Raw genomic sequence first — 13457 nt, 5'->3', positions numbered from 1 at the left:
GCACCTTGATGTAAGCGTCGCGCTCGCGCAGCAGGAAGGAAACGGTGAACCCGCGAACAGGTTTCCCCGGCACCAGCGGGGCTGCCGCTACCGCAAGTACTCGGCAGCCAGGGTCCTCGTGATCTGCTCTGCACGCACGGAGAGCGCCTCGAGCTTGTCGGCAGGCATGCTGGCGAAGTTCGTTGGATAGTGGGCGATGCTCTCCCGCGTAACCAGGTCAGCGATGGGCGGCAGCTTTCGGTCGTTCGTGCCCAGGTATACGTGCAGCATCCCGTTGAGCTCCGCGGCGTGGTGGTGGAGACGGCTACGCGTCCCGTCTTGCGCCCGGCCGTGGGCGATGCCAAACGTTTGTGCCGCCCGGCCCGGGAGATAGCTGGCTGGGCTGCGACGGTACTGCCCACGCCCGGAGTCGACGACGATGATGGTGTCCAGGTCGTAAACGTGCTCGGTGTGATCCGACGAGCGGCCGGGCAACAGTGGCGTCACGCCCAGGTTGTCGTAGACCCCTCCGTCCGTGAGGGCGAGCTTTGTCCGGGTCTTCTTACCATCGCGGCCTTCGATCTCATAGTGCCGGACCAGCGCCGGTAGCAAAAGCGGGAACGCCGCAGACGCGGCCGCCGCATCCGCCACCGTGACTTCGTCGGTGATGCGGCCCAACGACCAGCTAGAACTCACCCTGCTGCCGAATCGCACCGCCTGTCCGCGGCTGAGGTCCGTTGCCGTGATGACGGTGTCGAGGTCGGTACGGTTGACCGCGTTCATCGGAACGTCGAGCCCCCGTCCGCGCAGCGCCCTGGCCAGTGCCTCCGTCCTCGAAAAGGCACGAGGCCTTCCCCGCCACGCACCTTCCACCGACGCCGCTGTCGAGCGTGCAATGGCGGCAGGATTGAACGCGCGTCGCACGAGCTCGGCCTGCAGACCCTTCCGAAGAAGTTGACGAACGTTCAAATCGAACGCGTCAAAGCCACGCGGCCCATACGCCCACATCGCAGCGAGCACGCTCCCACCGCTGATCCCGGACACCACCCGCACGGAGCTCAGCAAGTCCTGGTCGTGGAGCGCGCGCATCGCACCGAGCCCGAAAGCCATCGCCCGGAAACCTCCACCAGATAGCGCAAGTCCGATCCGTCTCGACGTGGCAGTCACGATTTTGCTCCAGGAACTGAGTGGAATCCCGGTGGATAGGCGAAGCCCCCAGCAAAGGCTCTATCCGCACCGCGAGAACCAGCGCCGAACATCATCGGCATCTCCGGGTATTGTCCGCTGAGCGTGGAGAGGCGCGCGTATATCGACGGCTCCACGTCATCGTCGAGCCACCGTTCCCAGGACTGACCTCCGAGGATGACCATGAGGGCTTTCTTGCCGACGCGCTCCCGATTGACCAGGCGCCACATCCCCTCGTCGTCCGTGATGGACGGGTGCGCGACACCGTGCGGGTGCGAGTGCCAGAGCCCAACGAAACTCTGTCGGTTGTGCGTTGCCTCGCGGCGGTGGTCAACCAGCTCCTGGGTGCCGACCGTCCCGTGGTCGAAGAACTTGGCCGACAGAGTGCTGTCAGGCGGCGGGCCGAACGCACGGTCGACGTGAAGGATGAGGCACGCGTCATCGAACGCTCCGAGCATCATCCCGCCGGTCTCGACGCGCCGGCCTCGAAGCCGCCGCCCACGACGGGCTTCTGTGCGCATGTCAGCGAGGGCATGCCGAGACATCCGAATCTCGTAAGCTCCGGAGTTACTATCCGGCAGGATCAGATCCGACGCCCACGTCCGCATGTCCACAGCCGGTCTCGTTCGGCTCGAGCGGCGCACGAGTACAGCTGACATCTCATCGGAGTGCTCCGCGAGTGCTGCGAGGGCCTCGTTCAGGAGCATGCCGGCGAGTACGCTGACGTCAGCGTGCGATCCGACGAACGTCGGTGACGAGCACCCGGGCTCGGGGAAGAAGAGCGCGGTGCGCGGCTCGCGCGGGAAGAAGTCGTCGGCGATGTCGTCGAGGCTGGGCGAGGCGAGAGCCTCGATGGCAACCCGGCGAAGGATGTCTACCGGCCCACCCGAAACACCTCGCGTGGCCACCGTTCCGATCCCGTTCTTCGCGTCGTGACCAATCATCACACTGAGCAGGTTCGGCCACTGCTCGCGGCGGAGCATGCGGTGGCGTTCAATCGCGTGACGTACTCCCACCTCAGCTGTTGCGTCGATGACCAGGTCGACATCAGGTTGCTGAGCCGTCGCGGAGAACAGGCTGGTCACGACGTCGCCGACGAGCGGTTGCACGATCAGGTCTCCCCGAATCCCGCTCAAGCGTTCAGCGAGCACCTGTGCCTTGAATCGACCGATGTCCGCATCCGCGTACGGCTGCCGACTGAGAATCCCCGGGTTTACGCGACCATTGTCGGCCACCGTCAGTTCGCTCACTCCGGCCCGCACGCAGTGTTCAGCGATGGGCGCCCCCAGGGCTCCTGACCCGAGGACGAGCACGCGTTTGCCGCGAAGGATCGCTGAGTCCGATTCGCCGTCGCGGGCACGGGTGACCTCGGAGCGTCCCTCCCACACGCGCATCCAGGCGACCTTCGAATGCTCGACCCAGAGACGTCCGAGCTCGTACATCTCCTCTCGCTTGTCTTTCATGACGCCGAAGTCCCCGGCTGTGAGGAGGTCTGCGACTTTCCCCCCGGTATCATCGAGCCTCCATGCACTGAGGTGAGCGAGAAGCGCCTCATCGATTCGACGTGCTGGCGTCCCGACGATGACGATGGCCGGCAGTTGTCCGCTACGCGACAGCTTTTCCTCGATGACGCGGTTTACAAGTCGCACTCTCGAGAGCTCGTGGAGGAGGTCCTCTCGGCCGACTCCGCTGAGTTCAAGAGCGTCGACGAGCGGCTGCGCTCTGTTGGGGAACTCGAACGCGATCTGGTCGGAGATCAGCGTCGTAGTTGCCAGGAAGAAGACATCACCATCCGCGTCGAGTGGCGCGAAGTCGTCATCCAAGATCCGATTAAGTGCTTCCAACCACGTGAGCCACTCGACCACCTCGCTGCGATGAGCCCGCATCACACACCACGCGTACAGGATCTGGGTGCGTTGCGCCTGGTTGTCGGGCGCCCAGGGCACGAGGTGTCCGAGGTTGGGCCTGACCAGAAGGTGGCCGGCGGACGCGGTGGGATAGACGGCAGGCGGATGGAGAGGCTGCCCCTCTGGATCCAGCGTTCCTGCGGCGGCGTTCTCTAACCAGCTCGTCAGCCGATCCAGGAAACCGCGGAGACCATCTCCGGGGTTCCATTCCACGGACGGTGCCGCATAGAGGCACAGGTGCCTTCCCCACTGCACGTGTGCTGTTCCCGCCCAACGCCTGTGCCTTGACGAGATACTCGGCGCTGCGAACGGGAAGGCCTCGGGGACCGTGATCGTGAATCGCTCGCGCGCACGTACCTGAATGCCTCCACGTGCGTGCATGATGCCTCGGGTGTCGAGAGAGACGTCAAGGTAGGTCCACCCGTCCTTCTCTGAGGTGGACAGCAGCTGAATAGGCCCGTCGGGGGTTGAGAGCGCCTCAATCTGTCCGACTGCGAGCTCGTTCACTGACCGAAACCGACCGCAGTCTCCGGCGCGTCTTCTCCCCCACGGTCCTGAGCCGTTGCCGCACGCACCTGCTCAGGACCCGAGGCGGCCGCAGCCGTGGCCCCGAAGGCTGCAACGGCTCCTGCGAGGATGCTTGCGCGCGCGAGCACTGTTGCCAGTCGCGAACCCGAGTGGGCGAAAGCGGCCTCCTTGGAAAGATTTGCGGATGCGGCCAGCTCGACTGTCTCATCGCGCACGATGCCGGCTCCGGAGGCGGAGACGCCGAAGACGATGGGTGACGGCTGATTAACGTCGAGCCACTCCATGGTCACCAGGAACTCGTCCGCAATCTCGCGATACCTGTCCGCCGCCATCTTGTGCGGAGGATTGGCCCCGTCACTATCTGCGTCCGGCACGATGTGGCTGCTGGACACGATAGCGGCGCCATCGCGCTGGTGCTCCACGAACTTATCGAGCACATCGTCGAGAAGCTGCTCGGTGCCATCAACCGACTTCAGGTACATCACTTTTTTCGAGCAGTGGTGAGGAGCAAGCAGAAGGTCCCACTGCAGCTTCTCCGTGCGTTCGTGCTCCTCGCTGTAGCTCATGATCTTCATGATGGTGTCGTGAGCGAGGTCACCGAAAAGCAAGAGTTTCCCATCGACTCCGGACTCGTCGCGGAGCGTCACCTGCATCGCGAGGGACGTCTCGTTGCGTGCCGCTGCCGCATCTGCCGCGAAGGGAGCATGAATGAAAGCCTCGAAGACATCACTGCAGTCGACGCCGTCCAGTGCAGTGACAGGCTTGCCGGGCCCGCTCTTGAACTCCGCAGGAAGCTCGTTGTACGCGTGCTTGTCGTGGTCCGTGTCGTAGCCGAAAACAATGATCCTGTTACCGCTCTCAGGCGTCTTACCGTTCGCAACGTCCGACAGAACCGCAGCAACCCGCCGCTCCGCCTCCTCCTGAAATGCTCGCGCGTCCTCGCACAAGTCATCCTCTGCACCGTCGAGGTACTCACGCCACAACCGAGGGGTTGCCCATAGTTCGCCGATGGTGACCTTCTCTAGCAGATCCGCGAATCCGAGGCAGTGGTCCTTATCTGCGTGCGTGAGCGCGAACACAGCCAGATATGGGCGGCCGTCTCGGATGGGCAGGCTCGCGGCGAGTTCATCGACGACCGGCCGCTCCGGAGAGCTTTCCGAGTCAGCTTTCGCCATGTCATGCAGGTCGATCTGCATGACGAGTTCTTCGCTGATGACGAGTGTGGTGCTGTCACCGGTGCCGACGGGCCAGAAGACAGCGCCTCGTGTGGGCAGTGCATCGGTCATTACTTGTTCCTCCTTCTGAGTTACAGCCAGTTCAAGAACGGCTTGCCGCGGAGGATCTGTCATTGTCGTGAGCCCGCGTTCCCCAGAACACGAGCCCCTGCCCCCAGGCCGGCAGACCCGCCAATACAACTGTCCGCCTGACTGCAAACTGCAGCTTTGTTCAGTGTACGAGCGGCCACCGACATTGGCAGCGGTCCCCTCTCCAGCGTCGCGATGAGGAACTGTAGCGAGCGGCGCAGAGCGAGCCTGCTCGGCCCAGTTCAACGACCTCATTGGTGATCTGCTTGTATGTCAGAAGTCGAAGCACAGAACCGGGGGGACCAGTCGTGTGGCAGGGGTCTTATGAATTGACGCTCAACCAGTGGGGCGTGGGACACGGCGGCTTCCATTCACAATCGCTTTTCTTCCGGAGGCACCTGCGCGCACCGACGAGACCCTTGGGCGCGGGCTCGATGCTTCGGCTAATCTACGATTGCGGGTCGGGCAGGGGCGTAAGCCCCAAGCCGGCTTTTGCAGACGCGGTCGTGAGGATGCTCGGGGATATCCCTGAAGGTTCGACCATCGACCTTCTCGTCATCTCGCATTTCGACCGCGACCATGTAAATGGGCTCGACCATCTTGCCGCTGAACTGAAGAAGCGGCACATTGGAGTCTCCCGGGTGTGGGCGCCGGTGCTGTCGAAGCTTGAAGCGCTCTACGCCATGACATCGTCTGACGACACGGGCGGCGCATCAGGGACATACGGCAGCCTGCTCCTTGATCCCGCTGGACGCCTCACCGATCTGTTTGCGGGTGCCGAGGTGTCAATGATTCGCGCAGACGGGGAGCCCATCCCCCTCCCTCCGACCAGTCGGGATCCAGCCGATGCTGAGGAGGACCTCGACGGTGACGAGGTGCTCCTCGAACCTGCACCGACGGGGAGGGGCTTGGTCGCCCGACGAGGTGGTGCCGCTAAGCGCGAGGTACTGTGGGAATTTCAGCCGTACGTCATCCCCTCTGTCCTCGAGGGCGCGTCCAAGGTCAAGGCGACGGTGAGACGCGTGACGGGGAAGGGAGTCGCGGATTGCACCATCGACGAGCTTGTGGCCCTCGCCGGCGACGCGATGCTGCGAAAAGACTTCCACGATGCCGTGCTGGCGCATCACCGAGGCCTCTCCCGGACGACGCGACAATCAAGCGCTCGAACCGGCTCCAATCTCTCCTCCCTCTGCGTGTACTCGGGCCCGGCTTCGCCGTACGAATGGTGTCACTTCCGAAACGGGTGGCTACCGCTGGCGGTCACCCCGACCGCCATCCCAATAGCGCCGGCTTGGCTCGGCACCGGCGACGCAGGCCTACTTCGTCCTCAAGACGTTGATGGTCTCCGCGTCGCTCTCACGACTCACAGGCTCGATAGGGTCGGCATCACGTCTGCGCCACACCACGGCTCGCGACTGGACTCGTCGGCTCCGTTCTGGGACTCATTGCCGAACGTGAGACGCGTAACTATTCAGGCACACAATACGCACGGCGGCACGGGCAACGCCCATCCTCACTCGCACGTGCTGTCAGAGCTCTCGGGACGGAACCTTGAAGTTCACATCTGCACGGATCAGAACGACTTCTGCTGGAGAGATAAGCGCATCCGTTAGCACTGACGCTCCGCGTCGCAGCCCTCGCCCGACGCGGGAGAGCGAAACGCCCTTCCATCTAAGAGATCCCCAAGGGTGATTTGACTGGCCGAGCGAGACAGTGTCGACGCGCTGCGGATTTCGGACGGTCCGTTCGTTTCGGAGCATCGCCCAGCTGCCCCAAGGCGTTCCGGACGTCCGACACCGGCTCTCTTTACCCTCGACGAACAGCTTCGCTCGATGCGATGATCTGATCGTGGATTATCCCGAGGGCTTCAGCAGCATCAACGCAACGCTATGCATCAGACACGTCACCGACGACGTGTTGCGGGAGCGCCTCCTGCCTGATGTAGACGGGTTCGAGTGCAGCTTTTGCGGTTTAGTGAAACCCGCTGCTGAAACACCGTTCGCGGTTTCGATGGACCTCCTCGGCGAGTACGTCTGGGAAGCGGCATCGTGGATGTACTCGGACCCCGGCTATATCGAGTACTACGACGGCGAACCATGGTCCACTGAGGGCTTAGTCGAGAACAGCGAAGTCATGTACGACATCGCCGGCGACGCCTTGGAAGAGGTCGTCGTAGACGACGTGCTCCTCGCCCTGACGAACGCCATTAACGACCGCGAATATTGGAGCTACAACGACCACGACTACAGATTCTCGCTCTCTTGGACCGCCTTCCAGGAAACCGTGAAGACACAGTCGAGATTCGTCTTCATCGGGACGTCCGCCAGACCGGGCCATGAGGACGAGCCGCCAGCACGCCTCGCCAAGTTTCTCAACGCGTTGCTCACCTATGTCGAGTCCGAATTACTCGTTGATGTTCCTCGGGGAACCAAGTTGTACCGCGGGCGCATGGTGGATGAACTTGATAACCATCGTGTAGCCATCGCCGCGGAGCCCAGTACGCGACTTGGCCCGGCTCCCTCGGAGAAAGCGGAGGCGGGACGCCTCAACAGCAAGGGCATCAGCTTGTTTTACGCTGCCGACGACGTCGACACCGCAGTTGGCGAAATCGCGCTCCACTCGCCATACGACGTGGCGATCATGGGTGGATTCGTGACGCAGCGCCACCTGAAGGTCCTCGATTTCACCCGAAGTCTCACAACGCTCCCAAGCATCTTTGCGACCGATGAGGAGAGCCGAAACCGTTGGCTGTTCTCGCGGTTCGCGGAGCGATTCACGAAGCACATCACGGCACCCGTGCTCCTCGACGGAAGACAGCTGGTTGACTACGCACCGACTCAGGTCGTGGCGGAGTACCTGCGATACGTCCCAGAAACTCGCATCGACGGCATTGCCTGGCCCTCTCACGTCGGTGCAGGGAACGGGAAGAACGTTGCATTGTTCATTGGCCCGGGTCCTGAGTTCCGAACGGATCCGCCCACCGAAACAGAGAAACGGCGTGCTTCCAAGGAGCCCGCGTTGACGCTTTCAAGAGACGACGTCACCGAGCATCGAGTGAAGCGCCGTGTCAAGGTCAAGAGACTCGAGAAGCCGGAGCCCTGGGAGGACGAAGCCCCGATGCACATGGACTTCTGACCCATCCGCGTCAGGTCAGATTCCACCGTCAGACGTAACCGTCTTGGACTCTACGCGCCACATCAGCAGCGGACCGTCTGACCACTCTCCCGAGCTCGACCCCCGCCAGGGTCCTGGAGCTGGCCAACTCGACAGACCGAAGATCGTCCGGATGCTATCGCGACAGCCGGAACCGGAGACATTCAGTAACTTGTACCCCCAAAGTGCTGCGGGTCCCTCCGCGTCGAACACCTGCGATCAAACCGTCCCGTCTACCGCGGGTTGACATTATCTTCGAGTCGCTCCGAGCAGATCAACGACGCCTACGTTTCGGCATCGTGAAGAGGTAAGCCGCTTCCCGGCGCTGGCTCAAGTACTCCCCGATAACAGGGCTGAGACCGCTGGCGAGCCCAAGCGCCGCGCCGACGACGCCCGACACTCCCCCCGCCGCCCCCACGACCATTCCAAGCCCACCGGCGGCCGCAGGCGCAACAACACTGAAATTACGATACGTGGCCATTCGCTTCGCTAGAGTCCGGGACGACCGCTCGATATCGGACGCCAGGGCCTGCACTGCGGAGACCTCAGAGCCAAAATCCTGTGCTGCTGTCATCGCCGCCCGCACTTGCGCCCGGAGATCCTCCACGGCATCTTCCATAGACAACATCTTTGCCAGATCCCTGGCTCGCACATCCCGTAGCGCCGGTACATCAGCCCAGAGAGTGGCGTTTGACCCTCCTGAACCTCGACCACGGCGCTGAAGGATTCGCGCCTCGAATGGAGAGGCCGCGACGTACTCAGCTCCAAGAACATCCGACACCGCGAGTCTGCGCTCGGTTCGCTGCACGTAGTTGGCGACCGCACCGTCAGTGACTTGACTGATCCAGGGCGAATAATCGAACGTGGGGTCATACCTTCCGAGCGTCCTGAACTCGAAAGTTCCCGACTCCGGATCGGTCCGGCTCGGGTCGATGCGCCCATGAAACCACATGCCACTATTTCGCTCAAGGTCGTCTATGGCATTCACAAAGAGAACGTCACGGGCGGTTGGACCTTCGACGACGAGTTGCGACCTCACCCACTGAACGAGTTCGGTGTTCGCTAGAGTCGCTCGCGTATCCTCCTCGATCTGCATGACTCCAGTGGTCTGTGCTACGCCGTCCGGCATGGGCAAGGCATAGCCCGCGCGTATCAGATGCTGATACTGCAACTCTCGAGTGGCTTCGGCGCGAATCCTTCGATTCGTCGACGACCCGCTCAGCGCCTGCAACAATTTGTCCGGGTAGAGCACGTGATCTGCGAGGAGCATGGTCCTTTCGATGAGCTTGTTGGGCGCGAGCTCTTCGTTCCATAGGATCGTTCGACGAGGGACGATCTGACGAAGACCAGCGGATGTCTTCCATGCCTCAACCGCAAACTCGGCAATCGCCTCGACGATGTTGTCCTTTGCGGACTCCGAGTTGTCCGGTAACGAAGAAAGCTCGCGAAGCAATGCCACCCGGATTCGACCCAATTCGGCCGCATCCGAAGGCTCTTCTGCTGACGTCGAAGCTGCGACCGCGCGCTCGAACGCGGTCGAGGTCAATTGGCGAGCAGCGGGCTCGGGGGATGGCATCGTGATGGGCGTTCCCTGAGGCAACATCTCACCAAGAGCGGAACGAGCGAGACGAACATCGGGACTCAGACTTATGAAGTCCCCAGTGTCTGGGGGCACAGGTGCGCCGGCAGGACTACGAGGGGTAGCAAACCGCTTGTGACAGAGTCGATAGGTCTTCCCCGAGCCACACCAACACGGGTCCTGACGGTCAAACGGCGCAAGCGGATTCACTCCGACAGGGTATCGACGAACAACTGCTTCTCCGCGCTGACCTGCACACATCCTCGCTAGAACGCAGTCACTTTGCGCGAGGCGGGCCTCAGTTTCTCAGCAATGGCGCTGATAAGTGGGGTGCGACGTCGAAGCCCCTTCCCTACATCCGCGTCATTGGGCGCCATACGTCGCGAAAACGACCGTTTATGACACAATCGCGTGTCTCCGGCGATTCGACTCGAATCTGCGCGTCGACGACCTCGGCCCCGGCGACGACGTTGCGTTCGCTCTGCTTCAGCAATCGCACCGGCGAAGACCCTCTCATCGCGTGGCGAAAGAGTGGTGGTCATGGCGCGCGAGGCGCCAGTCCACAGAGAAACTCATTGATTCGTTGCGATACTTCGGGTTGGGCAAGGATGACCAACCGCTTTGACTAGACGCGGTTTGGACGCGCTACCACCCGCCGACTGTCTTCTTCAGCGAGCACGCAAACGCACCCGTCAATCGCTCCGTTCGAACGAATTTCCTTGCGACGCGATACAAGATCGGCGCGACGGGGCCACGGTTGAGCAGCGACCAAGCGACACAGCGACACAGCGACACAGCGACACAGCGACACAGCGACACAGCGACACAGCGACACATCGTCGCAGCTCCGGATTAGGGAAGCTCCGCCGCCTTCCTTCGAGTAGAACTGAGTCTTGACCACCCGGCGACTTTCAAACGCGCTCAGGGTCCCATCACGGCTAGGGAGTTGTCGCTATGGTCTCCAGCCGTACTGGGGCCAAAGTGCTTGCCGAAGGGCATTTTCGAGCAAAGTGATGGTCCGAAGATCAGGCCAACTGGACCCAGACAAGATCTTTCGGATCGTTCCTTCGTCCAGACCTGCAATGTCCGCGGTTGACCGTACGCTTCTGCCGTCCATCGCGAGGCGCAGGGTGACAGCGAACAAGCGTGCGTTTTCGCCCGCAACATCCGTGGAAGGAGTGTCTGGCCACGAGTCAGTTAGAGACGCAGGGCTTGGCCGCTGAGAGTTAACCACCGGCATCAGACCTCAGACGCGCAACGGGAGTCGCCCGCCGAGCAACGTGTCGAACGCAATGTCTGCTACCACCTTTACTTTCAATAGTTCAGACGCGCTGCGACCGTTGTGCCAACTGTCGAATCAGTGCCACGTATGGTTGGCTGCGCCAACTTCAGCGAGGTGCGGCGCCGCAATGCGCGACGCCGCACACAACGGGTCAGAAGTCCCAGTCGTCGTCTTCCGTGGCCTCGGCCTTGCCGATGACGTACGACGAGCCCGACCCCGAGAAGAAGTCGTGGTTCTCGTCGGCATTCGGCGAGAGTGCCGACAGGATCGCCGGGTTCACGTTGGTGACGCTGGAGGGGAACATCGCCTCGTAGCCCAGGTTCATGAGGGCCTTGTTGGCGTTGTAGTGCAGGAACTTCTTGACGTCTTCGGTCAGACCGACGCCGTCGTAGAGGTCCTGCGTGTACTGCACCTCGTTGTCGTAGAGCTCGTACATGAGCGAGAACGTGTAGTCCTTGAGCTCATCGCGACGCTCCTGGGTCTCGTTCTCGAGCCCCTTCTGGAACTTGTAGCCGATGTAGTAGCCGTGCACGGCCTCGTCACGGATGATGAGGCGGATCAGGTCGGCCGTGTTCGTCAGCTTCGCCTTCGATGACCAGTAGATCGGCAGATAGAACCCCGAGTAGAAGAGGAACGACTCCAGCAGGGTGGAGGCCACCTTGCGCTTGAGCGGGTCATCGCCCTGGTAGTAGTCCATGATGATCTGCGCCTTCTTCTGAAGGTTTGGATTCTCGGTGGACCAGCGGAACGCCTCGTCGATCTCCTTCGTCGACGCGAGCGTCGAGAAGATCGAGGAGTAGCTCTTCGCGTGCACCGACTCCATGAACGCGATGTTCGTGTACACGGCCTCTTCGTGAGGCGTGATCGCGTCGGGGATCAGCGATACCGCGCCCACGGTGCCCTGGATCGTGTCGAGCAGCGTCAGACCCGTGAACACCCGCATGGTGAGCAGCTGCTCGTCGGGGGTGAGCGTGTTCCACGACTGCACGTCGTTCGACAGCGGCACCTTCTCGGGCAGCCAGAAGTTGTTCACCAGACGGTTCCAGACCTCGAGGTCCTTGTCGTCCTGGATGCGGTTCCAGTTGATCGCCTGCACGCTGGAGACCAGCTTGAGTCTTTCAGGAGTCATTTTCTTCGTCGTCTCTCGGGGTTCAGCTGTGTTCTCGGGTCAACGGGTCAGAGCATGCACGAGACGCACTCGGCCATGTCGGTGCCCTCGAGCGCCAGCTGACGCAGGCGGATGTAGTAGATCGTCTTGATGCCCTTGCGCCATGCGTAGATCTGCGCCTTGTTGATGTCACGCGTGGTGGCGGTGTCCTTGAAGAACAGCGTCAGCGACAGACCCTGGTCGACGTGCTGCGTGGCAGCCGCGTACGTGTCGATGACCTTCTCGTAGCCGATCTCGTATGCGTCCTGGTAGTACTCCAGGTTGTCGTTCGTCATGAACGCCGCCGGGTAGTACACGCGACCGAGCTTGCCTTCCTTGCGGATCTCGATCTTCGACGCGATCGGGTGGATCGACGACGTGGAGTTGTTGATGTACGAGATCGAGCCGGTCGGCGGGACGGCCTGCAGGTTCTGGTTGTAGATGCCGTGCTTCTGGATCGACGCCTTCAGCTCGGCCCAGTCATCCTGCGTCGGGATGTGCTTGCCGGCGAAGAGCTCCTTGACCTTCTCGGTCGCGGGGACCCACGCCTGGTCGATGTACTTGTCGAAGAACGTACCCGACGCGTAGGTCGAGTCCTCGAACCCGTCGAACGTCGTGCCGCGCTCGATGGCGAGGTTGTTCGACGCACGCAGCGCGTGGAACAGCACCGTGTAGAAGTAGATGTTCGTGAAGTCGATGCCCTCTTCGGAGCCGTAGTACACGTGCTCGCGGGCGAGGTATCCGTGCAGGTTCATCTGGCCGAGGCCGATCGCGTGAGAGCGGTCGTTGCCGTCTTCGATCGAACGCACCGAGCCGATGTGGCTCTGGTCGCTGACCGCGGTGAGAGCGCGGATCGCCGTCTCGACGGTCTGACCCAGGTCGTCGGCATCCATCGACAGCGCGATGTTCATCGAGCCGAGGTTGCAGGAGATGTCCTTGCCGATGTTGTCGTACGACAGGTCGTCGTTGTACGTCGTCGGCGTGTTCACCTGCAGGATCTCACTGCAGAGGTTGGACATGTTGATCCGACCCTTGATCGGGTTGGCCTTGTTCACCGTGTCTTCGAACATGACGTACGGGTAGCCGGACTCGAACTGGATCTCGGCGACGGTCTGGAAGAACTCGCGCGCGTTGATCTTGGTCTTCTTGATGCGCGGGTCGTCGACCATCTCGCGGTACTTCTCGGTGACCGAGATGTCGCCGAACGGCACGCCGTAGACCTTCTCGACGTCGTACGGCGAGAACAGGTACATGTCCTCGTCGTTCTTGGCGAGCTCGAACGTGATGTCGGGGACAACGACGCCCAGCGAGAGAGTCTTGATGCGGATCTTCTCGTCGGCGTTCTCACGCTTGGTGTCGAGGAAGCGCATGATGTCGGGGTGGTGCGCGTTGA

Annotated in this window: 9 protein-coding genes and 2 pseudogenes; 3 read left to right on the top strand and 8 right to left on the bottom strand. The window is 62.0% G+C overall.

All coding sequences use genetic code 11. The features are described from left to right. Positions 1-87 precede the first annotated feature (87 nt). Positions 88-1146 (bottom strand): patatin-like phospholipase family protein, encoded by a 1059-nt coding sequence (locus ACNPM4_RS00435; protein ID WP_448984319.1) that lies wholly within the window; start codon positions 1144-1146, stop codon positions 88-90. Next, positions 1143-2558, bottom strand: a complete 1416-nt coding sequence (locus tag ACNPM4_RS00430) for a ThiF family adenylyltransferase (RefSeq protein ID WP_448984349.1) — start codon at positions 2556-2558, stop codon at positions 1143-1145. The genes ACNPM4_RS00435 and ACNPM4_RS00430 overlap by 4 nt, the downstream gene beginning before the upstream one ends. Before the next feature lie 15 nt (positions 2559-2573). On the opposite strand from ACNPM4_RS00430, the gene ACNPM4_RS00425 reads away from it, so the two are divergent. Beyond that, positions 2574-3227, top strand: coding sequence for a hypothetical protein (locus ACNPM4_RS00425; protein ID WP_448984351.1), 654 nt, complete (start codon positions 2574-2576; stop codon positions 3225-3227). On the opposite strand, the pseudogene ACNPM4_RS00420 reads toward ACNPM4_RS00425, so the two are convergent. Both ACNPM4_RS00420 and ACNPM4_RS00415 read right to left on the bottom strand, forming a co-directional pair. After that, positions 3216-3452: pseudogene (locus tag ACNPM4_RS00420) on the bottom strand (ThiF family adenylyltransferase); the annotation flags it as partial. The gene ACNPM4_RS00425 and the pseudogene ACNPM4_RS00420 overlap by 12 nt on opposite strands. 122 nt (positions 3453-3574) lie before the next feature. After that, positions 3575-4885, bottom strand: a complete 1311-nt coding sequence (locus ACNPM4_RS00415) for a ComEC/Rec2 family competence protein (protein WP_448984318.1) — start codon at positions 4883-4885, stop codon at positions 3575-3577. Between the two features lie 347 nt (positions 4886-5232). On the opposite strand from ACNPM4_RS00415, the gene ACNPM4_RS00410 reads away from it, so the two are divergent. Together ACNPM4_RS00410 and ACNPM4_RS00405 are read left to right on the top strand one after the other, a co-directional pair. Continuing rightward, positions 5233-6516 carry a ComEC/Rec2 family competence protein gene (locus ACNPM4_RS00410; RefSeq protein ID WP_448984317.1) on the top strand — a complete coding sequence of 428 codons (1284 nt, stop codon included), beginning with the start codon at positions 5233-5235 and terminating at the stop codon, positions 6514-6516. A gap of 235 nt (positions 6517-6751) precedes the next feature. Continuing rightward, positions 6752-8038 carry an RES family NAD+ phosphorylase gene (locus tag ACNPM4_RS00405; protein ID WP_448984316.1) on the top strand — a complete coding sequence of 429 codons (1287 nt, stop codon included), beginning with the start codon at positions 6752-6754 and terminating at the stop codon, positions 8036-8038. A gap of 292 nt (positions 8039-8330) precedes the next feature. Here ACNPM4_RS00405 and ACNPM4_RS00400 read toward each other — a convergent pair whose 3' ends face one another. The 4 genes and pseudogenes from ACNPM4_RS00400 to nrdE form a co-directional block, all read right to left on the bottom strand. Further along, entirely contained in the window at positions 8331-9515 is a 1185-nt protein-coding gene (locus ACNPM4_RS00400) for a hypothetical protein (protein ID WP_448984350.1), read from the bottom strand. Positions 9516-9767: 252 nt separating this feature from the next. Then, positions 9768-9896 (bottom strand): annotated as a pseudogene (locus ACNPM4_RS00395) (SEC-C metal-binding domain-containing protein); the annotation flags it as partial. A 1172-nt stretch (positions 9897-11068) separates the two neighbouring features. Continuing rightward, positions 11069-12046 (bottom strand): class 1b ribonucleoside-diphosphate reductase subunit beta, encoded by a 978-nt coding sequence (nrdF, locus tag ACNPM4_RS00390; RefSeq protein ID WP_017828866.1) that lies wholly within the window; start codon positions 12044-12046, stop codon positions 11069-11071. 47 nt (positions 12047-12093) lie between these two features. Beyond that, positions 12094-13457 (bottom strand): class 1b ribonucleoside-diphosphate reductase subunit alpha (gene nrdE, locus ACNPM4_RS00385; RefSeq protein WP_448984315.1); only part of this gene is annotated, 1364 nt, incomplete at its 5' end.

Source organism: Microbacterium umsixpiens (assembly GCF_053543675.1).
This window is presented reverse-complemented; position numbering and strand designations above follow the sequence as displayed.

Coding starts and splice junctions, on each gene's coding strand:
- ACNPM4_RS00430 (WP_448984349.1), bottom strand. CDS start 2,558: ATGCGCGTGTGGGAGGGACGCTCCGAGGTCACCCGTGCCCGCGACGGC.
- nrdF (WP_017828866.1), bottom strand. CDS start 12,046: ATGACTCCTGAAAGACTCAAGCTGGTCTCCAGCGTGCAGGCGATCAAC.
- ACNPM4_RS00425 (WP_448984351.1), top strand. CDS start 2,574: ATGCTCGACCCAGAGACGTCCGAGCTCGTACATCTCCTCTCGCTTGTC.
- ACNPM4_RS00415 (WP_448984318.1), bottom strand. CDS start 4,885: ATGACCGATGCACTGCCCACACGAGGCGCTGTCTTCTGGCCCGTCGGC.